Below are 24,920 nucleotides of genomic sequence, written 5' to 3' on the forward strand. Positions count from 1 at the left end.
TCGGGCGACGGACTCAGTGGTTGCGACAAATCTATAAGGACCAATAGGGAACAGGCAATGGATAGGAGCGGACCAGGGTTTCCCGAAGGCTGTTGAACGATTGTCAATTACTCGCTACCGTGGCCGATGTGACCGTCATCGCACAGGCTCGTTCGTTCATCCACTGGGGAATCGCCCACGGCGTACCGCGTGCGGTTCTGCGCGCGGCGGCCCGACGCGGCGACATCCAGGCCAACCTGATCGCCTCCAGCCACGACGCCAAGCGGGGCGTGGACGATCCGGTTTTCGGCATCATCGAGGAGATCCGCGCGCAGGGGCCGATGAACAGTTCCAGCTTCTCGCGGCTCACCGCCGACCACGCGCTGGTCCGCGAGGTGCTGACCAGCAACGACTTCCGCACCGGGATCCCCGGGCGGACCGGAGCCCTGGGCAGGATCGCCGACGCCACCGCGCCTCGCACCGTCCACCCGGTCGAAGCGCCGTCGCTGCTGGTCACCGAGCCGCCGGACCACACCCGCTATCGCAAGCTGGTGATGAAGGTCTTCACCATGCGCAAGGTCGAAGCGTTGCGCTCACGCACCCAAGCGATCGCCGACGAACTGCTCGACGAGTTGAAGGGCCGCGACCACGTCGACCTGGTCGAGGCCTACTGTGCGCGTCTTCCGGTCACCGTGATCGCGCAGATCCTCGGCGTCCCGGACAGCCAGCAGCAGCGGGTGTTGGAGTTCGGCGCGGCAGCCGCGCCGAGTCTCGACCTGGGTCTGCCCTGGAGTCAGTACCGGACCGTCGACCGTGCCCTCGCCGACTTCGACGGCTGGCTCGGCGAGCACCTGGAGTATCTGCGTCGTCACCCCGGCGACAACCTGCTCAGCGACTTGGTCGCCGTCCGCGACCAGGACGGTGGGCTCAATGAGACCGAGCTCCGCTCCACCGCGGGGCTGGTGCTGGCCGCCGGGTTCGAGACCACCGTGAACCTGCTCAGCAACGGGATCGCGTTGCTGCACGACAACCCTGACCAGCTTGCGGTCCTGCGCGACGACCCCTCGTTGTGGTCGAACACGGTCGAGGAGGTGCTCCGCCTCGACCCGCCGGTGCTGCTCACCGGCCGCGCCTGCATCCGCGAGACGGAGATCGGTGGTCAGCGGATTCGGGCGGGGGACCTGGTGACCACGCTGTTGGCGGGTGCCAACCGTGACCCGGCGGTCTTCACCGACCCGGCCCGCTTCGACGTCGCCCGCGAGAATGCGCGCGAACACCTCTCGTTCTCTGCCGGGCGGCACCACTGCTTGGGCGCCATGTTGGCCCGGATGGAGGGTGAGGTCGGGCTGCGCTCGATCTTCGAGCGGTACCCCGACCTCACCCTGCTGCCTGGTGCGCACCGGCGCAGCACCCGGATCCTGCGTGGGTTCGAGGTGCTTCCGGCGCGAATGGGCTGACTCAGGCCAGGCCGAACTCGGCCCGTCGGTCCTCGGGGACCAGGTCCACGTACTCCGGGTTCTTGGCGATGAAGCCACGGACCGCGGGGCAGACCGGGAGCACCAGCTTGCCGGCGGCCCGGGTCGCGTCGAGGCCGTCGCGGATCACTCGCTTGGCCAGGCCCTGGCCGGCGTACGCCTCATCCACCTCGGTATGCGGGAAGACCCGCGCGTCCGGTCGGTCGACGTACTCGGTGAACCCGGCCAGAGCGCCATCCACATGGACTTCGAAGCGTCCCTTGTCGGCGGCGTCGACCACAGTGACTTCAGGTTGTGTGCTCATGGGGGTCAGGTTAGCGCCGGGTAGGGCGGCGCTGGTGTCAGTGGGATGATGGCCCGGTGACGATCATTGCTGCAGCAGACGGTTCCGCCCTCGGAAACCCTGGACCGGCCGGGTGGGCCTGGTACGTCGACGACTCCTGTTGGGCTGCCGGCGGCTGGGCCCACGGCACCAACAACATGGGCGAGCTGATGGCCGTCCTCGACCTGCTGCAACAGACCGCCCACATCGACGACGACCTGCACGTCTTCTGCGACAGCCAGTACGTGATCAACTCGGTGACGAAGTGGATGAAGGGCTGGAAGGCCAACGGCTGGCGCAAGAAGGACAAGAAGCCCGTCCTCAACGTCGAGCTGATGAAGGCGATCGACGCTGCGATGCAGGGCCGCACCGTCCGCTTCGAGTGGGTCAAGGGGCACGCCGGTCACCCGCTCAACGAAGCCGCGGACTCGCTGGCCAACGCCGCCGCGGTCTCCTGGCGTTCCGGCACCCCGCCCGAGCCCGGCCCCGGTTTCGCCGGCGCGACGGTGGAGCACCCCGACGCCGAGCAGAAGCCGGCCGAGGACGAGCCCGATCTGTTTTCCATGTTGGACAGCTGAAACGCTGGCAGACTGACGCCACTGCTGCGGCGACGCCGCGGATCGATCCCTGGGAGGACCTATGAAGACGCGACTCACCTGCCCCTGCGGTGAACTGCTGACCGGCAAGGACGAGGACGAGCTGGTGGAGAACGTGCAGGCGCACCTGCGCGCGGCGCACCCGAGCCACGAGTACACCCGCGAGCAGATCCTCTTCATGGCTCTGTGATCTTCACGCCCTGGGGCGAGGAGCTCGACCCCGATCAGGTGCTGCCCGAGCACCCTCGTCCCCAGTTGGTCCGTCAGGATTGGCTGAACCTCAACGGGCGTTGGGATTACGCGATCACGCCGGCGGATCGGCAGGAAGCTCCTGCTCGGTTCGACGGCGAGATCGTGGTCCCGTTCTCGCCCGAGGCACCGCTCTCCGGCGTCGGCCGCGTCCTGCAGCCCGACCAGGCGCTCTGGTACCGCCGCACACTTCGGCTGGGCTCGGCGATGGCGCGACGGGGGCGGCTGCTGCTGCACTTCGGTGCCGTCGATCAGCGGTGTGAGGTCTGGGTCGACGGGACCTCGGTCGGGACCCATCTGGGTGGGTACCTGCCGTTCAGCTTCGACATCACCGACGCGCTGCGCAACGTCGTCGACCACGAGGTCGTGGTCCGGGTCCGCGACGTCACCGACACCTCCTGGCACGCCCGGGGTAAGCAGAAGCTGAAGAGCGGCGGGATCTGGTACTCGCCGCAGTCGGGAATCTGGCAGACGGTCTGGCTCGAACGCGTGCCGACCCGGTGGATCACCAAGCTCGACCACACCGCCGGACTCGACGGCCGACCGGGTGCTTGGCGGGGGCGGTTGACCTTCACGGTCCAGACCTCGGGCGATGCCGGAGAGGCGATCGTCAAGGTTCGCGACGGCCATGACGTCGTCGCCTCCGGTTCCGGGCGTGCGGGGGAGCCGATCACGTTGGAGATCGCCAACGCTCGGCCCTGGTCTCCCGACGACCCGCACCTCTACGACGTGGAGGTGGTCGCCGGCGAGGACCGGGTGGCTTCGTACGCCGCGATCCGTACCGTCGGCACCGCTCGCGATCCGCAGGGCCGGACCCGGTTCACCCTGAACGGCGAGCCGATCCTGCACGCAGGCCTGCTCGACCAGGGTTACTGGCCCGACGGTCTGCTCACGGCGCCGCACGACGACGCCCTGGTCTTCGACATCCAGACGGCCAAGGACCTGGGTTTCACCTTGCTGCGCAAGCACATCAAGGTCGAGCCGCTGCGCTGGTACTACCACTGCGACCGGCTCGGGATGCTGGTCTGGCAGGACATGGTCAACGGCGGGCGCAGCTACCAGCACGCCATCGTCACCACGCCGGTCCTGGCCCCGATCCGGATCGACGACCGGCGCCATCGGCTCTTCGGTCGTCAGGACGCCGCCGGCCGGGCCGAGTTCCGAGCCGAAGTGGACCGAACCGTCGAACTGCTCCGGAGCACGCCGAGCGTCGTCGCCTGGGTGCCGTTCAACGAGGGCTGGGGCCAGTTCGATGCGGCCGCCGTCACCGAGCAGATCCGGGCGCTGGACCCCACCCGGCCGATCGACGCCACCTCCGGTTGGCACGACCAGGGCGCTGGCGACATGGCGAGTCGACACGTCTACTTCAAGCCGTACAAGCTCAGCGCCACCGACGCCGCCGACGATCGGGTGGCGGTGCTCAGCGAGTACGGCGGCTACTCGCATCGGGTGGCCGGCCACTGCTGGAGTGAGGCCGAGTGCGGCTACCGCCGGATCGCTGCCCGCGACCAGTTCGAGCGGGCCTTCCGTGACCTGCAGCAGCGCCAGGTCCGCCCGGCGATCGCCGATGGGTTGGCTGGGTTCGTCTACACGCAGCTCAGCGACGTCGAGTCGGAGAGCAACGGCCTGATCACCTACGACCGAAGGGTGGTGAAGGTCGACGCAGCGGCGATCCGTGCCTCAAATGCGGGCCTACGCAGCGAGTTCGACCGTGCCGTGGGGCGGGTCCCGGCGCCGGTCACTGTCGCCGAGCGGGAGCTGGTTGCGCCGGTCTCACTGACCCTGCCCGATGGCCACCTCAACCCCGCGGCGATCGGTTGGTGCCGGACCCCGATGGTGCGTACCGACGGAATCGGTGCCGGAACAACCGGTAAGGGGCGGAACAAGCGCTGGGAGTACTGGGCGATCACCACCCCGACGCACGTGGTGGCAGTGGTGCTCTCCGATATCGACTACGCCGGGGTCAGTGGGCTCTGGGTGCTCGACCGGGCTACCCGGACGCCGATCGCCGTCGACGTGATCACCCCGTTCGGGTCGGGCGTCGAACTGCCGGGAACTCTGGGTGAAGGCGTGGCGCGGCTGCGTTCGAAGAAGTTGAACATCGAGATCGAGGAGATCGACGGCGGCACCGCGCTGCGGGTCACCGCCGATCGGGTGCGGGTCGAGGTGGTGGCTCAGCGCCCGGTCGGGCATGAGTCGTTGGGGGTCGTGGTGCCGTGGACCGAACGGCTCTTCCAGTACACCGTCAAAGATGTGGCACGTCCCGCCGTCGGCTCGCTGTGGATCGACGGCGTCGAACACCGGCTCCTGGCGGGGGAGTCCTGGGCGACCCTGGACCACGGGCGTGGACGGTGGCCGCACGCGATGCACTGGAACTGGGGTGCGGGGTCTGGGCTCAGCCACGGCCGGCGCGTCGGGATCCAGGTCGGCGGCAGGTGGACCGACGGAACCGGCTCGGTGGAGAACTCGCTACTCGTGGACGGACGCCTGCACAAGATCAGCGATGAACTGGTGTGGACCTACGACACCCAGGACTGGCTGGCGCCGTGGCGGGTGCACGGCCACGACGTCGACCTGACCTTCACGCCCGAGTACGACAAGGTGAGCGTCACCGACTTCAAGGTGCTCTCGTCGCGCACGCACCAATGCTTCGGCACATGGTCCGGGCACATCCACCTCGGCGGAGGTTCCTGGGTGGTCTTCGCCGATCTCTTCGGTTGGGCCGAGGACGTCCACCAGCGCTGGTGATCAGCTGCTGGGCTGTGGTCGCCAGCGGCGTTCGACGACGATCATCGCCAGCGCGACGGCGCCACCGATCGCGGTCTCGGCACCACGGTCCAACAGCAGGTCGCCGACCGGGCGATGCGCGCCGAGTTGGCCCATCAGCAACGCCATCGGCGTGATGCAGAGCAGGGCGAGCGCGTAGTTGCGCCCGACGACCAACTCGGTGAGTACCTGGAGCACCACCACGACGAGAACGGTGCGGACCGGCCCGAGCGAGAGGCTCAGCAGGATGGCGGCCGGGATCAGGCCGGCCAGGGTGCCCAGGACCCGGTGCCAGGCGCGCATCGAGCGGGACGCGTGGTCGGCGCCGGCCAGGGCGGCGACCACCGCCACGATCGCCCAGTAGGGATGCCCGAGCCCGGAGGCGAGAGCGGCAGTACCGGCGATCAGGACACCGATCGCCAGCCGGATCGCGTGTCCGCTGACGGGACGTGGGCTGGGTGAGGCGTCGCCGCGCTGGCGGCGCACCACTGCGCCCGCGTTGCCGACGATCACGCCGAAGAGTGCGGTCGAACCGGCGACGGCGGCCGGCACCCAGAGGCTGTCGTGGAGTGGGGGAGCGGAGGCGACGGCACCGAAGGCGAAGGTGAGGAAGATCGGGCCGGGCGGGTGCCAGTCCTGACGTTCGGCGACCAGTTGGCCGAGCACCACCACGATCAGGCAGCCGAGCAGCAGGCTCAGGTCGGTGGTGCCGGCTCTCGCGACGGTGGCGCCGGCGACCACGGTCAGCGTGAGCGCGGCTCCGGCGCTGGCCTGCATGACGGCGCGGGGCAGGTGGATGTGGTTGCGCCCGTAGAGCGAGGTGAAGGCGCCGAACGCGGCGTAGAGCGTCCATTCGGGGTGCCCGAGAGCGATACAGAGTAGGAGCGGCACCGCCACGCTGAAGCCGGCGCGGAGGGCGACCCGATGGGCTCCCGGGGTGTCGCGTAGCTGGAAGAAACCGGGTCCTGCGGGCACCCGACGACCTTACTCCGCGAGCACCGCCAGGATCGCGCGGCCGGTGGTGGTGGCGAGTTGGTCGGCTGCCAGCGGATGTGCCGAGACCTGGGTGTCATCGAGCAGGGCTTGGCTGACCCCGAGAGCGAAGAGGAGCCGCCAAGCGGCCTGGGCTCCGGTCGGGGTGGCGCCCAGATTGCGGCGCAGCCAGTCGGTGACCAGTTCGGCCAGCGCGTGCAGGAACCGTTCGGTGGCCGCGGCGTGGTCGGCGTCGTCGCGGCTCTCGATCAGGAACGCGCGCGACGCGCCGCGATGCCGGGTGAAGGTGTCGAAGGCGGCGCGGGCCAGTTGGCTGGCGACGTCGGCGGGGCTCTTCGCGGAGGCGATGGCGGCTTCGGCGGCGTCGAAGGCGCTGGTGGTCTCGGCGGTGATCTGCTCGTAGGCGCGGGCCTGGGCGGCGAGCAGGAGTCCGTGGCGGTCGCCGAAGCGGTGGTAGAGCGAGCCGTTGGAGCTCTGTGCGGCCTCGGCGACGGCGGCGATCGTGACCGCGCTCAGGCCGCCGTCGGCGAGCAGATCGAGGGTTACCTGGACCATCCGGTCGGTCGAGGTGGTGCTGCGGTTCTGCTGGGGAGTTCGCACGGAAACACTGTACAGACTAGAGCGCGTACTCTAATCTCGAACCATGAAGCGAGATCACTGGCGCCGCGAGAACGACCGCCTCGACGCCGCGGTCGACTATGTCGAGATCTACCGCAACGTGGCCTACCGCGAGTTCCCCTGGGACGTCGTGCAGTCGCTCAGCTTCGCGCTGTTCCGGACCTACGCCGTCCCCGGCATCGGCGGCCTGCTCGACGAGACCCGGCAGTTCGAGGTGAACGCCCAGAAGCGGTACGACGACACTGCGCTGCTGCTGGAGCCGCCCGGCGTACACGGGTTCGAGCACCCCGAGGCCAGGGCCGCGATCCGCCGGATCAACCAGATGCACCACAGCTACGACATCCCCAACCACGAGATGATCTACGTCCTGGCCACCTTCGTGGTGGTGCCCAAGCGCTGGCTCGACGACTACGGCAAGCGCCCGTTGACGGCCAACGAGGTGGTCGCCTCGGCCAACTACTACCGAGAGCTCGGTCGGCACATGGGGCTCAAGGAGATTCCCGAGACCTACCAGGCGTTCGCCGACTTCATGGACGCCTACGAGGCCGAGCACTTCGCCTTCACCGCACCCTCGCGCCGGGTCGCGGACGGCACCCTCGCGCTGATGCTGACGTTCTATCCGCGGCCGGTGCGGCGCCTGGTGGAGATCTTCAGCCGGTCCTTGATGGACGAGCCGCTGCTCGACGCCTTCGGCTACCGCCGGCCCCCTGCCGCCGCCGTGGCGTTGAGCCGCGGCGGGCTCAAGGTCCGTGGTCGCCTGCTCCGCCTCTTCCCCGCTCGCCGTGGGCTGAAGCGGATCGTCGACCAGCCGCAGATCCGCAGCTACCCGAACGGCTATCGGATCGAGGAGCTGGGCACCTTCCCCCGCGGCTGTCCGGCCTCGCGCTGAGCGCGGCCTTGCGCCGAAGGCAGCCTTGATGGTCCGGTGGCGTAACCTTGCGCCTTGTGGCAGTCCGTGACTTCGATGCAGAGATCAAGCAGCTCCAGGCAACGATGAAGACGATCGGTCAGGTCCTCGACCTCGACTCGATGCGTACTGAGATCGCCGACCTCTCGGAGCAGGTTGCTGCACCCGACCTGTGGGACAACCAGGAGAACGCGCAGCGCGTCACCGGGCGGCTCTCCACGCTGAACGGCGAACTCGAGAGGTTCACCAGCCTGGAGGACCGGATCGAGGACCTCGGCGTGCTGGTCGAACTGGCCACCGAGGAGGGTGACGAGGAGTCGCTCGCCGACGCGGAGGCCGAGCTCGGTCGGGTCCAGAAGTCCGTCGAGTCCCTCGAGATCCGGACCCTGCTCAACGGCGAGTACGACGCCCGCGAAGCGCTGGTCAGCATCCGCGCCGGCGCCGGTGGCGTCGATGCCGCGGACTTCGCGCAGACCCTGCAGCGGATGTACGTGCGATGGGCCGAGCAGCACGGTTACCCGGTGGAGATCTTCGAAACCTCCTACGCCGAAGAGGCCGGGATCAAGTCCACGACCTTCGCGATCAAGGCGCCCTACGCCTACGGCAACCTCTCGGTCGAGGCCGGTACCCACCGCCTGGTCCGGATCAGCCCCTTCGACAACCAGGGACGACGCCAGACCTCGTTCGCCGCCGTCGAGGTGGTCCCGGTACTGGAGCAGACCGACGAGATCGACATCGACGAGAACGACATCCGCGTCGACGTCTACCGTTCCGGTGGCCCCGGCGGCCAGTCGGTCAACACCACCGACTCGGCGGTGCGACTGACCCACATCCCGACCGGCACCGTGGTGAGCTGCCAGAACGAGAAGAGCCAGCTCCAGAACAAGGCCTCTGCGATGGTGGTCCTCAAGGCCAAGCTGCTCGCCCGTAAGAAGGCTGAGGAGAAGGCGCAGCTCGACGAGATGCGCGGCGACGTCCAGGCGTCGTGGGGCGACCAGATGCGCAACTACGTGCTCAACCCGTACCAGGTCGTCAAGGACCTGCGTACCGGCTACGAGTCCGGCAGCCCGCAGGCGGTCTTCGACGGCGACCTCGACGACTTCCTCGAGGCCGGCATCCGCTGGCGCCGCGGCGCGGAGAAGGCTGACGCCTAAGAGGTGGCTGAGGCGGCGCTCAGCGCCGCCGCGCACCAGGCGTCGGCCCGCACCGTGACATCGGTCGAGTCGAGCCGTGTTGCCTCGAGGTCGGGCACGCTCAGCGAGCAACTGAACCAGGTGTCGGTGAAGAGGCCCTGCAAGGTAGCGGTGACAGCGTTGCCGTCGGCGCAGAGCGTATGCAGGCCCGGGGTGCCGAACTCTCGGCCCGGCGTCGTCTTGCAACCCCTCGTGCCGCTCGCGGACGTCACCAGCTTCTTGGCGCGCTCGGGCGTCACCGGTGGTACGAAGACCCAGGCCCGAGCCACGATGCCCTCGGCGCCGGTGAACGTGCAGTCGACCTCGTGGGCGACGTCTTCGACGCCGGGGGCGACGGTGGCGCGCTCGCCGTTGCCGTAGCTGGTGCTCCCGGCGACCTCGCCGATCGTCGTGGCGAAGACCCGCTCATCGATCCGGTCGCAGAACGAGGTCGGGTTGACCGCGGGATCGGTGGCGAGCACCTCCCTCAACGTCGGCAGCGGCGCCTCGGTCTCACCCTTGTCGTCCCCGCCGGAGCAGCCGACGGTGAACAGCAGCAGGGCGGCGACGGGAAGTGCGCGGAGCGTGGGCGGGGTACGGCGGGGCACGGGGTCAGCGTACGCACCACGCCCGGAGTGGCGCATTGACCGGCCCGAGTTGGCGACTGGCCTAAACTCGATCCAGTGATCCGCTTCGAAAAGGTTGTCAAGACCTATCCGGGCCAGTCCCACACTGCGCTCGATCAGGTGAGTGTCGACATCGAGAAGGGCGAATTCGTCTTCCTCGTCGGCCAGTCAGGTTCTGGTAAGTCGACCTTCCTGCGGCTCATCCTGCGTGAGTACCGGGCCACCTCCGGCAAGGTCCACGTGGCCGGCAAGGAGATCAACCGGCTCGCCTCCTGGAAGGTGCCCCGGCTGCGCCGACAGATCGGTACCGTCTTCCAGGACTTCCGGCTGCTGCAGAACAAGACCGTCGCCGAGAACGTCGGCTTCGCACTGCAGGTGATCGGCAAGTCCCGCTCCCACATCAGGACCGCCGTGCCGGAGGCACTGGAGCTGGTCGGTCTGGGCGACAAGGGGGACCGGCTGCCGGACGAGCTCTCCGGTGGTGAGCAGCAGCGGGTGGCGATCGCCCGTGCCTTCGTGAACAAACCGATGATCCTGATCGCGGACGAACCGACCGGAAACCTCGACCCGACGTCGTCCGCGGAGATCATGAAGCTGCTCGACCGGATCAATCGGACCGGCACCACCGTGGTGATGGCTACCCACGACGCCGGCATCGTCAACGAGATGCGCAAGCGAGTCATCGAGCTGGAGCACGGTCGCGTGGTGCGCGACGAGGCCAGCGGCATCTACGGAAACCAGAACTGAGTACCCCATGCAGCTTCGTTACGTCTTCACTGAACTCGGCCAGGGCCTGCGTCGCAATCTGACGATGCACGTCGCGGTGGTCCTCACCCTCTTCGTCTCGCTGACCCTCGTCGGACTGGGACTGTTGCTCAACAGCCAGACCGACAAGGCCGAGCAGTACTTCGGTACTCAGCTCACCGTCAAGGTGCTGATGTGCAACGGGGCGCTCAACGAGGGCAACGGCTGTGCCGGCCCGGTCTCGGACGCCGAGCGGACCAACATCCTCGAAGCGATCGAGGCGAGCCCGGTCACCGACAGCTGGGAGGAAGAGACCCAGCAGGAGGCGTTCGACAACGCGCGCGAGGTGCTGGGTGACGCCTTCCGGGTCTCCTCGCCGAACGCGATGCACTCCGCGATCTGGGTGACCCTCACCGACGCCCGCAAGCACGAGACGCTGATCAGCTCGGTGCAGACGCTGCCGGGCGTCTTCGGCATCGTCACCGCCAAGGAGGTCCTCGACCCGCTCTACGGCGTCATCGACACCCTGAAGATCGGCTCCATCGCGATCGGCGGATTCCTGGTCCTCGCAGCCCTGCTGCTGGTCGCCAATACGATCCGGCTGGCCGCCTTCGCCCGTCGTCGCGAGATCAGCATCATGCGGTTGGTGGGTGCTTCGCGGCTCTACATCTCGTTGCCGTTCCTTCTGGAAGCGTTGGTGACGGCGCTGGCCGGCGTCGCGCTGGCGGCCGGTGCACTGGGCGCGTTCTGGTGGTTCGGTATCCACGAGCGGGTCGCCGAGCGGCTCCGGTTCATGCCGTGGGTGGACGCCGGCGACCTGGGTTCGGCGATCGCCTGGATCGCGATCCTCGGTCCTGCGCTGACGGTGATCCCGACACTCGTACTGACCCGCAAATACCTCAAAGTCTGAGTTCGGTCGTCTAGCCTCGAATCGTTCACTTCCCCGAACAAAGGTTTCACCGTGTCTCGCTTCTTCCCCAGCGGGCACCGCAACCGGCTGGCGGCACTGGCTGTGTCGGCCTCGTTGGTTGTGGGTGCAGTAGCCCCCTTCGCCTTCGCCGATGACCTCAAGGACAAACAGCGCGAGGTGGAGAAGAAGGTCCAGGCCGCCCACAACGATCTGGACGAGTCGAGCGCGCAGTTGCGTAAGGCGACGATCGCGTTGCGCAACGCGAACGCCCGCCTCAGCAAGGCACGGGCTGATCTGGCCAGCACCCGCGCCCAACTGGCGGCCGCACAGGCCAAGGACGCGCGGATGCAGACGCTGTTGGCCAAGGCGGAGGAGGAGCTGACTGCCGCTCAGGAGGATGTCCGGCAGGGGCGGATGGAGGTCCGTTATCAGCAGGCGGACGTCGACCGGATGGGTGCGGCTCAGTACGAGCAGGGCGATCCCCGCCTTGAGGGGTACGCCGCGCTGCTGAACGCCGAGGACCTTGCCGACGTCGCCCGGGCCCAGGAGGCGACCAGGGCCGCGACGACCGAACAGGACGCCATCCTGATCGGCCTGCGCGAGGCGCAGGAGTTGCTCAAGCTCAAGAAGGAACAGGTCGCGCAGAAGCGTGACGAGGTGGAGACCCGCCGGGTCGAGGCCGCAGCCAACCTGGCGTTGATGAAGCGGCTCGAGACGCGTGCCGTCAGCCGTGCCGAGCGGGTCGCCTCCACGCGCTCCGCTCGCCGGGGCGCCGCCGCTCAGGCCCAGGCGGCCCGTCGGGCGGACCGGAAGGCGCTCGCCGCGCTCGAGGCGGACCAGGCACGGATCGAGCGGATCCTGCGCAACCGTGCCGCCAAGCACCAGGGGACGCCGTCCAACTCCGGCGGTTTCCTCAACCACCCGGTCAACGGCTACGTGACGTCCCCCTACGGCTACCGGATCCACCCGATCTACGGCTACCGCTCGCTGCACAACGGTGTCGACTTCGGTGCCGCGTGCGGCACGCCGATGTACGCCTCGGCCAACGGGACCGTGCTCTCGCGCTACTACCAGGACGCGTGGGGCAACCGGCTGATCATCGACCACGGCGGCGCCCGCGGCGTCGGCCTGGCCACGATCTACAACCACGCGTCGTCCTATGTGGTGAGCCCCGGTGAGAGGGTCAAGCGCGGTCAGCTGATCGGATACGTCGGCACCACGGGCTGGTCCACCGGCTGCCATCTGCACTTCATCGTGATGGCCAACGGCACTCCCGTCGACCCGATGAAGTGGTTCTGAGCCCAGAGCTGGACGGGTAGCGGCAAATCGGTTGCCGGCTACTGACAGAATCGCCTTCATGGTCAGGGAGAAGGGCACCAAGCCGGTCGCGCAGAACAAGAAGGCGCGGCACGACTATCACATCGACGACACCTGGGAAGCCGGCATGGTGCTGGTGGGTACCGAGGTGAAGTCGTTGCGAGCCGGTCGGGCGAGCCTGGTCGACGGCTTCGCCGACATCGAGAACGGCGAGGTGTGGCTGCACAACGTGCACATCCCCGAGTACTCGCAGGGCACCTGGACCAACCACATGGCGCGTCGCAAGCGGAAGCTGCTGCTGAACCGGGCCGAGATCAACAAGATCGAGCGGAAGGTCGCGGCCAAGGGCTACACGCTGATCCCGCTGAGCCTGTACTTCAAGGACGGCCGGGCCAAGGTCGAGCTGGCGTTGGCCCGTGGCAAGAAGGAGTACGACAAGCGGCACACCATCGCCGAGCGGCAGGCGAACCGGGAGAAGGAACAGGCGATCGGACGCCGGCTCAAGGGGATCGAATGAGCCGGCGTCCGCAGACCGCTTAGGCGGTAACGAGCGTTACCGCGCCGACCACCATGGAGATGGTGCCCAGGCCGAGCAGTGCACCGGAGAAGATCCGCCGCCGGAACGTGGTGGCGATACCGGCGAAGAAGAGGGCCAGCGCGAGGAAGATCGCGGCCTTGTCGTAGGCGTCGCCCTTGTCGGCGGCCTCCTTGGCCTTGGCCTCCTGCTTCTCCGCGTCGGCGAAGGCAGCTTCGGCGAAGGCGTCGTCCTCGATCACGTAGCTGGCCATCTCGAACGGCGTCTCGGCGTCGCTGTCGTCGGCGGTCCACTCCTCGATGGCGGTCTTGAGTTCGGGGCGCATCAGCGTCATCAGGTACTCGCTGAGCTCGGTGTTCTCGCCGTAGTTGCTCTCCGCCCAGGTGGCGAACATCGCCTGGTCGGCGGCGTAGGTCTGGATCGAGCCGTTGACGGCGGAGTTGGCTTCGCTGTTGGCCTTGATCGCGGCCGCGCGAGCTTCGGCCTCCTCGCCGCCCTGGGTGGCGGAGAGGTAGGCGGCGAGCGCGGTGAGGACTGCGGCGAGGCCGAGGACAAGCGCGGTGATCGGCTCGAGCAGGCGAGAGTCTTCGGTGTTGTCAGACATGGTGCTCCATAGATCGGTGGGGGAGGGCGGCGCTCCAGCCCGATCCGGACGCGCGTCGTGGACGCTATCCAAGTTCTGGTCTATATGTCTCATTTGGGCCGTCTGTTCCGTCGTGTCGGAATACTCGGTGGCGAGCCCCGGTTGGGGATCGGTAGAGTGAGAACGTCGTCCGGTCCGCGAGGGTCGGCGGCACGTTGAAAAATCAAGAGGGGCTGATCGGTTTCGACTGAGGACGTACGTCCCAGAGGAAGCGGGTCGAGAAGCCAGCGTTATCTCGTTAACGATCGCTGGAAACCAATAGTTGCCAACGCTAAGCGCAACGACTTCGCTCTCGCTGCCTGAGCAGTGACCGAAGGGTCTGACCGGGCATCCGTCTCCGTCCCGGACCCAGGCCTCATTTAGGAGACTTGCTGGTCACTCCGGGTCACGGAGGGTGACTGGGACTTTTCCGTGACTGAGCCTGTCGGCGACGTGTCTGTGCGAGCGCCGGGGCTGAGAAAACGACATCGCAGACTGCACCCGGAGAAGATCTGGCACTGCGCTTTAGGACCGGGGTTCGATTCCCCGCAGCTCCACCAAGCGACAGCCTCTTGATTAGGCCCCTGACCTGCACTTATGGTGCAGGTCAGGGGCCTTCTCTGATTTCACGCCATGCCGTTTCAACATCGTTTCAACATCCCGTGAGACGCTTGAGGCTCAACTTCACCGTTTCAACAGGCAGGAACTGGCCTCATGGCGACCATCGCTGAGCATGTCCGCAAGGACGGGCGAGTCAGCTTCTACGTGAAATTTCGGCACGAGAAGAAGCAGACCTCGCGGATGTTCGACGACGCCAAGGGCGCAGAGAAGTTCAAGAAGGCGGTCGAAGCGGTCGGCTCAACGGTCGCGATCGCGATGCTGGACTCGGCGACATCCAGCCACAGCGTCGACAGCCTGTTCATCGAGTGGCTGGCGATCAAGCGCATCGACATGACCACCGAGGGCCACCGCGACTATGAACGTGCCTATGCGAAGTGGATCAAGCCGACCCTTGGGTGGCGCGATGCGGAGCTGGTGACAGAGCGCGACGTGCAGGCATGGATCGATGACACCCTGCGCCCCGGCGGCCTCGGCGCCAAGGCGGTTGCGAAGCAACATGCGCTGCTTCACGGGATGTTCAAGTGGGCGTCGTCCAAGCGCGTTGGCAAGATCGCCAACAATCCTTGCACTGAGACCGCATTGCCCAAGCGGAAGAAGCGACCCCCACGGGGGCTATCGATTCCCGAGTTGCACGCCGTGCTGAAGGCGGGCGAGGAGGCCGGGCATCAGGACGCCGCGGACGTTGTCGCAGTGATGGCCGGCACGGGTTGGCGCCCCGGAGAAGTCATGGGTCTCGTTGCGGGGGCCGTTGACGTAATGCCCAATGGGGCCGTCTACGTGACCATGGAGAGCGTTTATCGCCGCAGCGAGGGCATCGTGCAGGACGGCAAGTCAGAGGCCGCGGGACGCCGCCTGCGCGTACTTGGGTCGGGGGCGGCGGTAGTTCAGCGCCGCATCGTTGGCAAGGGCGTTGGGGATCCCGTCTTCCCGCACCCGAACCCAGGTCGAGGCAAAGGGGCAGCAAGGGACGCCGAGGGCAAGGTCATCGTGAGGCCCTGGCCGCCCGCCAACTTCAGTCGCAATCACTGGCCGAAGATCGTCGAGGCTGCTGGGCTGAAGGAGCGCGGCCCGACCCCGTACTGGTTGCGACACACTCACGTCGCGCTCTGTCACGCCGCAGGACTCACGTTGCCCGAGATCCAGCGTCGCATTGGACACGAGTCCATTCAGACCACAATCGACGTGTACGGGCGGCTGATTGACGGGATGACCGACGAGAGCGCCGACCGCCTGGACGCGCTCCTGACGCCCCCTAGAAGCCCTGTGGCGATCGAAGGCGAGGTTGTTCAGGTTGCCGCTGTCGGGTCAGCGCGCGGATGGCCGCCAGGGTCTTCAGCCAGCCCCTCGGGCTCGCCTGCGACTTGAACGCGCGACGCTTAGTGGCGTTCGCTTCCACGGGTCTCCGCGCCAAGCTTGCAGCGAGTCGATCCTTTCGATCTGCTCCTCGGTGTAGCGCACGGCTCGGCCAAACCTCAGGTGAGGCCAGTCGTGTTGCTGGCGTAGCGTGCGAACGGTGTTGAGACTCAGGCCCAACCGCCCAGCTAGCTCGGCCTCGGTGAAGTAGGTAGTTGCCATGAAACGGAACGTACCTCTGCCACAGCGTCGGCCAGGTCGGGCTTGTAGTCGAGGATGACTCCGGCCTGACGCATTGACTGCTCCCAGGCGCTGCTAACCGAGGATTCTCGGTTATCGCTCGGAACTGAGCCGCGCCGCCAACGCCCGTCCTCGCGCCGACCGTCTGCGGCAAGCACGAGTGCCGTGCTCATCGCCCGCGCGCCCGTGGACATGTTGCGGCGGGTCACGTTGCAGTCGATGAGCTGGGCTGGGGCGCTTCAGGCGGCAGGAGGAAGATGGGCGTCATGAATGTCGTCTGCCCGTTTGCGAAGATCGCCGCTACGAGGAGGCTGCCGAAGCTTGCGGCGTGGGGATCACTCGCATCCGTAGTGCGGTCGACGCTGGCGAGTTGATTCCGTCCTTTCCGGACACGCACCCTCGGTTGATGCGAACGGAGTTGGAGGAGTGGGTCAAGACGTGGCCCAGAGATAAGCCCAAGAAGTAGCCTATGTCAGCGAATGTCGCGCCTGCGTCGTCGCCGATACCCCCGGCTCGGTCCCGCCGGCTGGTTGCCTCCAGCCAGCAGCATGTCTTCGACCCACTCCTTGGTAGTCATCCACCGGCCGCCAACCTTGACGCCACGAAGCGCGCCAGTCCGAAGCTGCGCCCGCACCCAGTCGGCGTTGCCGAACGGGTAGTCCTCGTCTTCGGCAACCTGTGCGGGGGTGAGGTACTTGGTCACCCCTCAACGGTCTCAGGCCGCGATCGTGGCTCCCGCAATGGCCAACACCCCCGTCCGCAGTGGGTAGCGAACGGGGGTGTCGTCTAGGTGGGTCAGCAGCTACCCCACAGGCCGGCGTCGCGTGACTTCGCGGACGCCTGGGCCTTCTTGTATGCCTTGGTGCGCTTGAACGGCTTCCCGCCGTAGACGTACACCTTGGCGTTGCCTGCACGGACCTGGGCGTAGTTCATGTCCTTGCCGCTGGAGCGCTTGGTGACGTAGCGCAGGAGGCGGCCATAGCGGTCCTTGAGGTCTTGCGTGGGGTCGGAGGTGAGCTTGACCTTGGTTCCGCGGGGGAGTCGCTTCTTGAGCCAGCGCGACGCCTCGGGCCCCCAGCATTCGGTGCCGCCGTAGACCTCGGGGGTGTCGATGCCGATGAGTCGGACGTTCTTCGTGCCGCCACCGTTCAGCTTGACCTTCACGGTGTCGCCGTCGGTGACCTTGATGATGCGGCCGTACTGCACCACGGTCTTCTTCTTGGGGTTGCCGCCGCCCTTGGGCGGGTCACTGGGCTTGGTAGTGCCGTAGTAGCAGGGGCAGGGGTTGGAGTCGCAGGCCACGCCGTCGCCGTCGGCGTCGAGGCGGTGCGGATCGGAGTGCGGTCCGCCTGCGTTGAGGAAGAAGATCTGGGCGTCGCGCTGGTTGGCGAAGTCGCCGCAGTCGCGGTCATAGGCGCTGGCGGGTGCCGTCATGGCGCCGATGCCGAACGCGGTGAGCGCGGTCGCGAGCAGGCCAAGGAGGGCGGTGAGGATGGTTGTTCTACGCATGTCTTGTCCAGGTGTTGGGTCTTGTCGAGAACCGAACACGCTAGGCAAGGGAGGAGCGGGCCGCCTTGGGATCGCGGGAAGTTGACCAGGGTGGACTGCGGTTGATCCGCCTTCTTGTCATGCGCGTGACAAGTTTTGACCGGGCGAACTAGGACCTTGGTTAGGGGGCGCCGAGTCCGTTAGCCGCCCTTCTCGAGCCGGGTGCACTGGGTGCCTCGTTTTGACACAGCGGCATCCATGAAGGAGTATCTATAAGAGCGGACGTGGTGCGTCCAAAACCCCGGTTAGGCTAGGTGGCTGAACCGGGGTTTTTTGCTGTACGGGTCAGGTTGGGACGGGCGGGACTACTCGCTTCTTTCTGTCCTTAGTTAGCAACCGCTGTACGAACTCGACGAGCTGTGGCCCTTCGCGAGGGCCTGTCGCCGGCGCACGCTGGGCGCGGTCGGCTGGCGCAGCAGCATCCGGAATGTACTACCCATTCCAGCAGGCGAGGCGTGTCCAAGCCCCGGTTAGGCCAGGTGGTCGAACCGGGGCTGACGACCGGCCCCCCAAGCGGCGACCGACGCCCCAGCCCCGGCCGCCACTCGGTCGGCATGCAGCCGACGGGGTGAGGGTAGGTGGGGCTGCCGACACTTTGGGCGAGCGTCGCGCGTGAAGCGATTCGCTTCAGTCGGGGTGGAGTGAAGCGAATTGCTCACGCAGGTGACAAGTTCTTGAGGCGAGATGGGACCTAGGTCCCGAGTTGGCCCGAAGTGCCGCGCGGGACGGTTCTGCCCAGGTAGGTTCGCGCGCTATGAGCGAAACGCATGCCGTCGAGATTGTTGACACCCTCACCCTCCGTTTCGTGGGGGAGACGGAAAAGGGAGCGCCGTTGCACGAACTCCGGGCCGCGCATGTCGCGGAGGTGCTGCAAGGCATCGTTGAACTGACTGGCGACTTCCTCAAGGCGGGAGCGTTGGGAGATGGCCTGCAGTCAGAGGTTCTGGTCAGGCCGGCCCAAGAAGGTTCCTTCATGCTTGAGGTTCTGCGGGTTGCTCAGGACCCAGCCGTCGCCCTCGCCGCAGGCGCCGTGGCGCCCCCATCCCTGGGGTCAATCCTCCTGTGGGCAACTAAGTCAGCGCGCGCAGACGTCGAGGACTACGACTACCTCGAGAATGGCAACGTCAAGGTCTGCTGGCAGGACAAGACAGTCCAGGAAATCCCCCGCCATGCCTGGGACGAACTGCAGAAGCAGAAGCGGCGCCGCAAGAAGCAACTTAGGAAGATCATGGCCCCGCTCAGCGACCCCCGCGTCAGCGCCGTAGAGGTGTCAGAAGAACCGGCCGAGGTAGTCGACGGTGAGATCGTTCCACCCGTGCCGGCCTTTGAGCTCGCGCGCCCCGACTACAACGCGGTCAGTCCCGAGGATGAGATCGAGGAAACGTTCAAGATCTTCGACGCAGATGCCCAGATGTCTGCGATCGACTTTGACGACCCAGAGAAGTGGCGCGTGCGGACCAAGGAGGCGAAGCGGAGTGCGACGGTCGAGGACCAGCAGTTCCTTGACCGAGTGGCGGCGGGGCTCGCGATCCGGAAGACCGACATCTTCAATCTAGAGATCCGGGAGGATATCCTGACGAAGAACGGTCGCACTACGCGCAAGTGGACGGTTCTGCGAGTCAAGAGCCACAGGAGGGCGGCGCATGACGATGACGCATAGCCATCATGCTGGCGCTCGACGACAGGTCGATGCCGCCAGTTTGGCTCTGCTCATTGTCGGCCTCGTGTTCGCCGTACTTACTGGTTGGCTTTCCGTTCGGGGTGACGTCAATCCGCTAGTGATCATCCCCTCGCTGGTCGCCATTGCGATGGGCGCGTCCCACCTTACGAAGTGGGTCGCGCCGCGCGACTGAGGCCCTCTGGCAATCTACCGCTCCACAACCACATGCAGCAGCTTCCGCGTCTCTGACCGCGCGCCCCATGCCTGCTCCCATGCCTGCTCGTAGGTGTCGGCTTGGATGGTTTCGCGGGTGACGGTGTCGCCTTCGCGGTAGCTGGCGGTGAGGGTGAGCATGGATGCACTCTATCGAACACGTGTTCTATCGTGGTGGCGTGGTCAACTCCCGTCAGCCAACCCCGTTTCAAGCTCGCCTCACCGCGCCCACGCATGTCTGGGTGGACCTGACGCCCGACAAGGTCTCGCGCTCTGCTGGGCTGCTGACGATGTGGCGGCAGGGTCGCGAGGGCTGGGAGGGCTACGTCATCTGGGCTGACTGGCAGCCTGCGCATGAGGGGCAGACGGTGCGCCAGGGGTGGGTGGCTGCGGGGATGATCGAGGTCGCGAAATAGCTGAGAGCCCCCGCCAGCCGAAGCTGACGGGGGCAGGTGGGGCAGTGGGTGGCTACTTGTCGGGCAGCGTCTTGCTGGGCCGATACGCGGTCGCGGTGCCGACGCCGACGACGGCGCTCGCGAGGGCGATCCACAGCGGGATCATGCTCTCGGAGATGAGGCCGTAGCCACCAAGTAGGGCCACGACGGCAAGCGCGATCGGGTAGAGACGGTCACGAACTGCGGGCGGGATCTGGATCATCACTTCTCTCCTCGGAGTGCCTGGAGTGCAGCGCGGGCGCGCTGGCGGAGTGCGGCGGGTGCGGTCTTGTCGTCGCGCTGCTTGCGGAGTTCCTTGCGGGCTTCCTTGAAGCGGGCAGGGAAGCGGCCGAGCGGCTTGGCGGGCGGCCAGCCCCACGGCTCGGTGGAGTCGTAGCGTCCCGTGCCGACTGAGACGTGCACGTGCTTGTCGTGCGGGTCGCTACCGGGGTACGGACGCCAGCCCTCGCCGAGTCGGTCAGTGGAGATGATCCGTCGCCGCCAGATGACGTAGGCGCCGGCGCCGAGCGCGGGACGCTTGCCGAGGAGGCTCGCGACATGCATCGCGAGCTTGTCTGCATCGAGTCCGCCGGCGGGGTCGTGAGTGAAGTCGCGGGCGCGAACGACACCGGCGTCGTTCGGGTTGTGGTCCGAGACGCGAGCCGAGTGCGCAGGGTCGCCGATGCCGCCATCGCTGACCTTGCTGCGCTTGGGGGCGGCTGCGTTCACTTCGTTGAGCAGCACGTCCAGGCTGCGGGCCATTCGCCAGGTCATGGCTCTCTCCTCAAGATGATGTCGAGCGTGATGGTCAGGTAGAAGCGGGCGTGGTCGGTGAGCCAACTCCAAGATCTGGAGAAACTTGAAGTTCGCTTGGTCATCGCCAGATCACCGCGCCTCTCACGTAGTCGATGTACGGCTGCCACTTCTTCGGCATGACGCGTGTGCCGCGGGGCAGGAGGATCGTCGGCAGCCCGGCGAGGTGCGCAGCTCGTAAGACGCGTCCGGCGTAACGAGGTCGACGGGACGCGCACTTCACGGCGACAGTCAGGCCCAGCTCTCGCGCCAGCTCTGCGATGGGATGCCACGCGTCCGGCTCGGTCAGCCACTGCCCACCCTTGGCGTCGAGCTCGATGCGGATCACGCCCAACTCGGCGGCTTGCTCCAAGCGGCGCGACACCTTGACGATCCGGAAGCCCTCCCGGGATTCGAGCCGTCGAACCCGTCGCCACATCATCGTGTCGACGTTGCGGTTCCGCTTCGTGCGGCCAGCGGGGTCACGGAAGCCGTCAAGCAGCAGTGGCTTGCGCCAGTGCGTGTTCACCAGCACGTTGTCGGCAGTGGGCCAAACGTCGAGGTCCACGGCCCGCGAGTTGTTGGCCGCATGCTCCAGGCCGACCTTGCTGTTGTTCCTCCGGTACGGCAGCAGGTGCGTAAAGCGCGACCAGCGGCGGGGGATGGGGCGGGTCACGGCGCCACCCCTCGGCAGTCGAGCGCCACGGCTCCATCGGGTGCGACCGTGAACCCCATCAGCACCGTGCCGTCGGGACAGGCATAGCTGCCGGGGGCCGCGGTTCCAGCGGGGCCACGCTCACCAGCGGGACCGGTGTCGCCCTTCGCTCCCTGTGGCCCTTGCGGTCCAGGTGGTCCGGGTTCACCTGTTGCGCCAGGTGCGCCGTCCTTGCCTGCCACGCCTGGTTCGCCGCCGGTTCCGTTGCTACCGTCGTCGCCGTCGCGGCCGGGCTTACCAGCGGGGCCGACGGGACCGGGTGCGCCTTCGATGATCGTCACGTCACCGCTCGCGTCCGGCAGGTCGTCCGGGTCGACCACGGGCACCTCGCCAGCGCGTCGAACCTGACGGGCAAGGGCGTCGAGAGCTGCTGCGTCGCGTTCGGCTTTTGCGTCAGCGGCATCGAGGCGCTTGGCGTAGGCGTCGCGCTCCTTCTTCGATTCGATGTCGGCCCGCGTGAGGGCGTCGGTGCGCGTCCAGAGCATCCACCCGAGCAGAAGGACGACGATGAGAACGATGGCGAACTGCCAGTTCAGGGTCTTCTGGGTCTTCACTTCGTGCCTCCCGAGGCGAGTACGAGCCCGACCACGGCAGCGATGACCAGGGCGAGCACGATGCGAGTCGCCCACCGAATCCAGTCCGAGTTGGAGTCGATGTCGTCAGTCATCGCCTTCAGAGTCGGGTTGAGGACGTCTTTGCGGACGTAGGTGTCCTTCATTTCCTGGCGGAGCTCGTTGAGCCCGGTCTTGAGCTCGTGGTTCGCAGCGGTGTTCACTTCAAGCCCGTTTACGAGGCGGTCGATGGCTCGCTCAAGGTTCTTGTCACTATCCACGGGTAGACCTCCAGCGGCGACGGGAGACTTCGCCGATGGTCGGCGGCTCGTTGCTCATCAGACCTCCATGTATCCGGTCACCCAGAGGTTCCCGTTCGCGGCCACGATGCTGGCGGGGTCGGCGGGCGGGGTTACGGCTCGTCGACCGTGGCGGGTGAGGTAGAACCGCATGTTGGTGTTCGCCGTGCTCGCCAAGGTCAGTGACCCGAAGGCGCCGGTGTAGAACTGGATCTGCGTTGTCGTCGCGCTGAGGGCATTCACCTGGGCCAACGTCGGGCCGCGGTTCGCGATGGATGCCCCGAAGTTGTAGGTCGTCCCCATGTCCTCGTGAGTGAGGATGAGTGAACCGGCGCTATAGGAGAAGCCTGAGAACACGTTGTTGAAGCTCGACCATGCGCCTGCCGAGTACTGAACAAAGTCGTTGATCGAGTACTGATCTTCAGTGAAAAGCTGGATCGTTGCCGTCGAGAACCCCACGGATGAACCTGCGCGGACGCCCATCGCTGCGAGCGTCTCGTCAGGTGTCACGTGGAGTGAAGACACCTTCGAGGCGGTCGCGTTGAAGTTGATGACGATCGCGTTCGTTGTCGGGCTCACCGTCAACGTCACGCCGGTCGGCACGTGCCCCGCGTCATTGATCCATGCCCAGCCGGAACCGGAGTTGCGCAGCACGCCAGAGATGAGTCGGTACTGCTTGCCGGATGTTCCGACGATGACGGTCGGACCGGTGGCTCCAGTCGCGCCGGGTGACCCTGTCGGTCCTTGGATGCCTTGAAGTCCAGTCGGCCCCTGTGCTCCGGTTGCCCCGACGCCGCCAGTTACACCCGTTGCGCCCTGGATGCCTTGGTCGCCCTTGGCTCCAGTCGCGCCCTGTGGGCCGGTTGGCCCGCGGTAGCCAGCGATTGCGAGCACCCAGTCAGATGCCGATGTTCCGTTGCCCGAGACCTCGTCTGGCGAGATCGTGACCGAGGTGGTCGATGAGGCGGTGACGATTCCGCCAGAGAAACGGGTACTGCCGACGACGCTTGCGACGATCCGCGAGCCGACGGGGAAGGGAACGCCAATCGCTGGCGAGAGCGTCCATGTTGTCGGGGTGCTACTCCAGATCGTCACGGCGGCGGTCGAAGTGGCTCGCAGCTCAGGAGTCAGCCCCTGTGGCCCGGTCGCGCCAGTTGCGCCCGCGTCGCCCTTGGCTCCAGTCGCACCCTGGGGACCCGTCGGACCCTGCAGGCCAGTCGGACCTTGTGACCCCGTTGAGCCGGTTGCGCCCAAAGCTCCCTGGGCGCCACGGATGCCCGCGACGACGATGGTCCAAGACGAGAAAGTGGACCCGCTGCCACTGGTCACGTCGGGCGCGATGGTGACCGACGTCGTCGTGGCGGCAGTGACGTCGCCAGTCACATAACGGCCACCCGGCTCGATCGCACGAACGAACGCCCCGACCGGGAACGCCACATTCATGGCAGGCGACAGGGCCCAAGTCATAGGGCTGCTGGTGGAGATCGTCACCGGCGTTGTTGAGGTTCCGCGAAGGGAAGGCGTGAGACCCGTCGCCCCAGTCGGCCCCTGAAGCCCAGTTGGCCCCTGCAAACCAGTCGGACCTTGGGGACCAGTGGCACCCGTCAGCCCAGTCGGCCCCTGCGGTCCAGTTGGCCCCTGGGGGCCAGTAGGTCCAGCGGGACCGGCGCCGGAGTACGGGTTCGTGCGGTTCTTGTAGACCATCAGAAGCTCACCGTTCCGCCGAACTGCTCGACGATCGAAGCGAAGTCAGAGGCCACGACGTTGGTCGGCATCAAGGTCACCTCGTTCTCGGATGGTTTCCAGATCGACTCGGCGCACACGAAGTCCGTGTAGGGCTTGCTGTTGCGGGGGTCGCGCATCCCGTGCACCCGGTACATGTGCCCGGCGGTCAGCTTCGCCAGCGACGGGGACGCGCCGGTTTTGTCGACCACCTGGTTGAGGCCGACCGTGATCCCGCCCGTGAACGCCTTCGTGGGGCTGGCCTTCGCGAAGATCTGGTTCACGAGGTTCTGCGCCTCAGTCGGCGTCATCGCGCCACGGTCAAAGACTTCGATCGCCCGCTGGATCACCGCAGGGGCATCGGGGTCCTCGGCCCACACTGTCTGGAACGACAGATCCGACGCCCGCACGTAACGCATCATCAGCCGCGTCACCTGACGCTCCTCCGATACGCCCATCGCATCGAGCCCAGGCAGCACATGGAAGCTGGGTGTCGTCGGATCAAGGGCGGTGTAGACGAGGTGGCGCGGAGTGACCGCCCACGACTTCCCTTCCTGCAGTGCGTAGGCGTCCATCAGGTCCGAGATCGTGTTGAACTCCGACGCCGGTGCCGTGCCCACTGCACCCATCGTCTCCAGTGCGCCCCAGGAGATCACGCTGGAGAAGAAGATCGCGTCACCCGGCTTCGTGGTCGGCCCGGAAAGGTCGAACGCCAACGCGCCCTCACCCTCGCGACACAAACCGCGCGCCGAGAACGTGCCCTCAACCCAGTCGATCTCCAGCCCGCGACCAGCCCACAGTCGCGACGACCCGGCCTGCAGCGTCACCAACGGACGCGGTGCCGTGAGCGCAGGGGGACGTTGGCCAGGGCGCAGATCCATCCGCCAATCCAGCCCCCACGAGCCGCCCGACCAACGGTGAGCCACCTCCAAGTCGCCCCA

The 24,920-nt window shown here is 66.8% G+C and carries 29 protein-coding genes, 1 other RNA gene and 1 pseudogene; 15 read left to right on the plus strand and 16 right to left on the minus strand.

Features of this window, described 5'->3' with window-relative positions:
* Nucleotides 1-128 precede the first annotated feature (128 nt).
* On the plus strand, nt 129-1,436 hold the full coding sequence (locus ACLM5J_RS09565; RefSeq protein ID WP_413656178.1) for a cytochrome P450: 1,308 nt from the start codon (nt 129-131) through the stop codon (nt 1,434-1,436).
* A 1-nt stretch (nt 1,437) separates the two neighbouring features.
* On the opposite strand, the gene ACLM5J_RS09570 is transcribed toward ACLM5J_RS09565, so the two are convergent.
* Nucleotides 1,438-1,758: a GNAT family N-acetyltransferase gene (locus ACLM5J_RS09570; RefSeq protein WP_413656179.1), complete on the minus strand. Its 321-nt coding sequence runs from the start codon at nt 1,756-1,758 to the stop codon at nt 1,438-1,440.
* Nucleotides 1,759-1,814: 56 nt separating this feature from the next.
* Between ACLM5J_RS09570 and ACLM5J_RS09575 the strand changes: the two are divergent.
* The 3 genes and pseudogenes from ACLM5J_RS09575 to ACLM5J_RS09585 all read left to right on the plus strand — a co-directional run.
* A pseudogene (locus tag ACLM5J_RS09575) lies at nt 1,815-2,327 on the plus strand (ribonuclease H family protein); the annotation flags it as partial.
* Nucleotides 2,328-2,415: 88 nt separating this feature from the next.
* Entirely contained in the window at nt 2,416-2,562 is a 147-nt protein-coding gene (locus tag ACLM5J_RS09580) for a DUF1059 domain-containing protein (protein ID WP_413656180.1), read from the plus strand.
* Entirely contained in the window at nt 2,559-5,369 is a 2,811-nt protein-coding gene (locus tag ACLM5J_RS09585; protein ID WP_413656181.1) for a DUF2804 family protein, read from the plus strand. Before ACLM5J_RS09580 ends, ACLM5J_RS09585 begins: the two co-directional genes overlap by 4 nt.
* Here ACLM5J_RS09585 and ACLM5J_RS09590 read toward each other — a convergent pair whose 3' ends face one another.
* Nucleotides 5,370-6,362 carry an FUSC family protein gene (locus tag ACLM5J_RS09590; RefSeq protein WP_413656182.1) on the minus strand — a complete coding sequence of 331 codons (993 nt, stop codon included), beginning with the start codon at nt 6,360-6,362 and terminating at the stop codon, nt 5,370-5,372.
* A 9-nt stretch (nt 6,363-6,371) separates the two neighbouring features.
* Complete coding sequence (locus ACLM5J_RS09595; protein ID WP_413656183.1) at nt 6,372-6,980, minus strand: TetR/AcrR family transcriptional regulator; 609 nt, start codon at nt 6,978-6,980, stop codon at nt 6,372-6,374.
* Nucleotides 6,981-7,023: 43 nt separating this feature from the next.
* Here ACLM5J_RS09595 and ACLM5J_RS09600 point away from each other — a divergent pair, with 43 nt between their 5' ends.
* Nucleotides 7,024-7,887, plus strand: coding sequence for an oxygenase MpaB family protein (locus ACLM5J_RS09600; protein WP_413656184.1), 864 nt, complete (start codon nt 7,024-7,026; stop codon nt 7,885-7,887).
* A 56-nt stretch (nt 7,888-7,943) separates the two neighbouring features.
* Complete coding sequence (prfB, locus tag ACLM5J_RS09605) at nt 7,944-9,059, plus strand: peptide chain release factor 2 (RefSeq protein WP_413656185.1); 1,116 nt, start codon at nt 7,944-7,946, stop codon at nt 9,057-9,059.
* Here the strand turns inward: prfB and ACLM5J_RS09610 are convergent.
* Nucleotides 9,056-9,685, minus strand: a complete 630-nt coding sequence (locus ACLM5J_RS09610) for a hypothetical protein (protein ID WP_413656186.1) — start codon at nt 9,683-9,685, stop codon at nt 9,056-9,058. The two genes, prfB and ACLM5J_RS09610, sit on opposite strands and share 4 nt — an antisense overlap.
* A 75-nt stretch (nt 9,686-9,760) precedes the next feature.
* Between ACLM5J_RS09610 and ftsE the strand changes: the two genes are divergently transcribed.
* Genes ftsE through smpB form a run of 4 tightly spaced genes read left to right on the plus strand, consistent with a single transcriptional unit; the run spans nt 9,761 to nt 13,191 of the window.
* Nucleotides 9,761-10,450, plus strand: a complete 690-nt coding sequence (gene ftsE / locus ACLM5J_RS09615) for a cell division ATP-binding protein FtsE (protein ID WP_413656187.1) — start codon at nt 9,761-9,763, stop codon at nt 10,448-10,450.
* Nucleotides 10,451-10,457: 7 nt separating this feature from the next.
* Nucleotides 10,458-11,357 carry a permease-like cell division protein FtsX gene (ftsX, locus tag ACLM5J_RS09620; RefSeq protein WP_413656188.1) on the plus strand — a complete coding sequence of 300 codons (900 nt, stop codon included), beginning with the start codon at nt 10,458-10,460 and terminating at the stop codon, nt 11,355-11,357.
* A 51-nt stretch (nt 11,358-11,408) separates the two neighbouring features.
* Complete coding sequence (locus ACLM5J_RS09625) at nt 11,409-12,656, plus strand: peptidoglycan DD-metalloendopeptidase family protein (protein ID WP_413656189.1); 1,248 nt, start codon at nt 11,409-11,411, stop codon at nt 12,654-12,656.
* A gap of 58 nt (nt 12,657-12,714) precedes the next feature.
* Entirely contained in the window at nt 12,715-13,191 is a 477-nt protein-coding gene (gene smpB / locus ACLM5J_RS09630) for an SsrA-binding protein SmpB (protein WP_413656190.1), read from the plus strand.
* 19 nt (nt 13,192-13,210) lie between these two features.
* Here the strand turns inward: smpB and ACLM5J_RS09635 are convergent, their stop codons facing one another.
* Nucleotides 13,211-13,813 (minus strand): hypothetical protein, encoded by a 603-nt coding sequence (locus tag ACLM5J_RS09635; RefSeq protein ID WP_413656191.1) that lies wholly within the window; start codon nt 13,811-13,813, stop codon nt 13,211-13,213.
* A gap of 208 nt (nt 13,814-14,021) precedes the next feature.
* On the opposite strand from ACLM5J_RS09635, the gene ssrA reads away from it, so the two are divergent.
* Nucleotides 14,022-14,391: a transfer-messenger RNA gene (ssrA, locus tag ACLM5J_RS09640) on the plus strand.
* A 154-nt stretch (nt 14,392-14,545) separates the two neighbouring features.
* Entirely contained in the window at nt 14,546-15,817 is a 1,272-nt protein-coding gene (locus ACLM5J_RS09645; RefSeq protein ID WP_413656192.1) for a tyrosine-type recombinase/integrase, read from the plus strand.
* On the opposite strand, the gene ACLM5J_RS09650 is transcribed toward ACLM5J_RS09645, so the two are convergent.
* The 3 genes from ACLM5J_RS09650 to ACLM5J_RS09660 form a co-directional block, all read right to left on the minus strand.
* Nucleotides 15,785-16,027: a helix-turn-helix domain-containing protein gene (locus ACLM5J_RS09650; protein ID WP_413656193.1), complete on the minus strand. Its 243-nt coding sequence runs from the start codon at nt 16,025-16,027 to the stop codon at nt 15,785-15,787. The genes ACLM5J_RS09645 and ACLM5J_RS09650 overlap by 33 nt on opposite strands.
* Before the next feature lie 490 nt (nt 16,028-16,517).
* The gene (locus ACLM5J_RS09655; RefSeq protein ID WP_413656194.1) at nt 16,518-16,748 is read right to left on the minus strand and encodes a hypothetical protein; all 231 of its coding nucleotides are present in this window, start codon (nt 16,746-16,748) and stop codon (nt 16,518-16,520) included.
* A 92-nt stretch (nt 16,749-16,840) separates the two neighbouring features.
* Entirely contained in the window at nt 16,841-17,554 is a 714-nt protein-coding gene (locus tag ACLM5J_RS09660) for a thermonuclease family protein (protein ID WP_413656195.1), read from the minus strand.
* A 793-nt stretch (nt 17,555-18,347) separates the two neighbouring features.
* Here ACLM5J_RS09660 and ACLM5J_RS09665 point away from each other — a divergent pair.
* Together ACLM5J_RS09665 and ACLM5J_RS09670 are read left to right on the plus strand one after the other, a co-directional pair.
* Nucleotides 18,348-19,253 (plus strand): hypothetical protein, encoded by a 906-nt coding sequence (locus ACLM5J_RS09665; RefSeq protein WP_413656196.1) that lies wholly within the window; start codon nt 18,348-18,350, stop codon nt 19,251-19,253.
* A complete protein-coding gene (locus ACLM5J_RS09670) occupies nt 19,237-19,446 on the plus strand; it encodes a hypothetical protein (protein ID WP_413656197.1) in 210 nt (69 codons plus the stop codon). Before ACLM5J_RS09665 ends, ACLM5J_RS09670 begins: the two co-directional genes overlap by 17 nt.
* A gap of 14 nt (nt 19,447-19,460) precedes the next feature.
* On the opposite strand, the gene ACLM5J_RS09675 is transcribed toward ACLM5J_RS09670, so the two are convergent.
* The gene (locus ACLM5J_RS09675) at nt 19,461-19,607 is read right to left on the minus strand and encodes a hypothetical protein (protein WP_413656198.1); all 147 of its coding nucleotides are present in this window, start codon (nt 19,605-19,607) and stop codon (nt 19,461-19,463) included.
* Nucleotides 19,608-19,609: 2 nt separating this feature from the next.
* On the opposite strand from ACLM5J_RS09675, the gene ACLM5J_RS09680 reads away from it, so the two are divergent.
* A complete protein-coding gene (locus ACLM5J_RS09680; RefSeq protein ID WP_413656199.1) occupies nt 19,610-19,882 on the plus strand; it encodes a hypothetical protein in 273 nt (90 codons plus the stop codon).
* A 52-nt stretch (nt 19,883-19,934) separates the two neighbouring features.
* On the opposite strand, the gene ACLM5J_RS09685 is transcribed toward ACLM5J_RS09680, so the two are convergent.
* From ACLM5J_RS09685 to ACLM5J_RS09715, 7 genes are all read right to left on the minus strand, one after another.
* Nucleotides 19,935-20,123 (minus strand): hypothetical protein, encoded by a 189-nt coding sequence (locus ACLM5J_RS09685; protein ID WP_413656200.1) that lies wholly within the window; start codon nt 20,121-20,123, stop codon nt 19,935-19,937.
* Nucleotides 20,123-20,674: a hypothetical protein gene (locus tag ACLM5J_RS09690; RefSeq protein ID WP_413656201.1), complete on the minus strand. Its 552-nt coding sequence runs from the start codon at nt 20,672-20,674 to the stop codon at nt 20,123-20,125. The genes ACLM5J_RS09685 and ACLM5J_RS09690 overlap by 1 nt, the downstream gene beginning before the upstream one ends.
* A gap of 100 nt (nt 20,675-20,774) precedes the next feature.
* Entirely contained in the window at nt 20,775-21,368 is a 594-nt protein-coding gene (locus ACLM5J_RS09695) for a hypothetical protein (protein WP_413656202.1), read from the minus strand.
* On the minus strand, nt 21,365-21,961 hold the full coding sequence (locus ACLM5J_RS09700) for a hypothetical protein (protein WP_413656203.1): 597 nt from the start codon (nt 21,959-21,961) through the stop codon (nt 21,365-21,367). Before ACLM5J_RS09700 ends, ACLM5J_RS09695 begins: the two co-directional genes overlap by 4 nt.
* Entirely contained in the window at nt 21,958-22,182 is a 225-nt protein-coding gene (locus tag ACLM5J_RS09705) for a hypothetical protein (protein ID WP_413656204.1), read from the minus strand. Before ACLM5J_RS09705 ends, ACLM5J_RS09700 begins: the two co-directional genes overlap by 4 nt.
* Nucleotides 22,183-22,296: 114 nt before the next feature.
* Entirely contained in the window at nt 22,297-23,748 is a 1,452-nt protein-coding gene (locus tag ACLM5J_RS09710) for a hypothetical protein (RefSeq protein WP_413656205.1), read from the minus strand.
* A gap of 212 nt (nt 23,749-23,960) precedes the next feature.
* Entirely contained in the window at nt 23,961-24,860 is a 900-nt protein-coding gene (locus tag ACLM5J_RS09715) for a hypothetical protein (protein WP_413656206.1), read from the minus strand.
* Between the last annotated feature and the right edge of the window lie 60 nt (nt 24,861-24,920).

It is taken from the genome of Nocardioides sp. Bht2 (assembly GCF_047308515.1).
Lineage (GTDB): Bacteria > Actinomycetota > Actinomycetes > Propionibacteriales > Nocardioidaceae > Nocardioides.

Bases quoted from the DNA above. Each gene is read 5' to 3' on its own strand.
- ACLM5J_RS09635 (WP_413656191.1), bottom strand. From the start codon at position 13,813: ATGTCTGACAACACCGAAGACTCTCGCCTGCTCGAGCCGATCACCGCG.
- ACLM5J_RS09685 (WP_413656200.1), bottom strand. From the start codon at position 20,123: ATGATCCAGATCCCGCCCGCAGTTCGTGACCGTCTCTACCCGATCGCG.
- ACLM5J_RS09570 (WP_413656179.1), bottom strand. From the start codon at position 1,758: ATGAGCACACAACCTGAAGTCACTGTGGTCGACGCCGCCGACAAGGGA.
- ACLM5J_RS09600 (WP_413656184.1), top strand. From the start codon at position 7,024: ATGAAGCGAGATCACTGGCGCCGCGAGAACGACCGCCTCGACGCCGCG.
- ACLM5J_RS09650 (WP_413656193.1), bottom strand. From the start codon at position 16,027: ATGGCAACTACCTACTTCACCGAGGCCGAGCTAGCTGGGCGGTTGGGC.
- ACLM5J_RS09715 (WP_413656206.1), bottom strand. From the start codon at position 24,860: ATGGATCTGCGCCCTGGCCAACGTCCCCCTGCGCTCACGGCACCGCGT.
- smpB (WP_413656190.1), top strand. From the start codon at position 12,715: ATGGTCAGGGAGAAGGGCACCAAGCCGGTCGCGCAGAACAAGAAGGCG.
- ACLM5J_RS09670 (WP_413656197.1), top strand. From the start codon at position 19,237: ATGACGATGACGCATAGCCATCATGCTGGCGCTCGACGACAGGTCGAT.
- ACLM5J_RS09580 (WP_413656180.1), top strand. From the start codon at position 2,416: ATGAAGACGCGACTCACCTGCCCCTGCGGTGAACTGCTGACCGGCAAG.
- ACLM5J_RS09660 (WP_413656195.1), bottom strand. From the start codon at position 17,554: ATGCGTAGAACAACCATCCTCACCGCCCTCCTTGGCCTGCTCGCGACC.
- ACLM5J_RS09675 (WP_413656198.1), bottom strand. From the start codon at position 19,607: ATGCTCACCCTCACCGCCAGCTACCGCGAAGGCGACACCGTCACCCGC.
- ACLM5J_RS09690 (WP_413656201.1), bottom strand. From the start codon at position 20,674: ATGACCTGGCGAATGGCCCGCAGCCTGGACGTGCTGCTCAACGAAGTG.
- ftsX (WP_413656188.1), top strand. From the start codon at position 10,458: ATGCAGCTTCGTTACGTCTTCACTGAACTCGGCCAGGGCCTGCGTCGC.
- ACLM5J_RS09665 (WP_413656196.1), top strand. From the start codon at position 18,348: ATGAGCGAAACGCATGCCGTCGAGATTGTTGACACCCTCACCCTCCGT.
- ACLM5J_RS09645 (WP_413656192.1), top strand. From the start codon at position 14,546: ATGGCGACCATCGCTGAGCATGTCCGCAAGGACGGGCGAGTCAGCTTC.
- ACLM5J_RS09680 (WP_413656199.1), top strand. From the start codon at position 19,610: ATGCACTCTATCGAACACGTGTTCTATCGTGGTGGCGTGGTCAACTCC.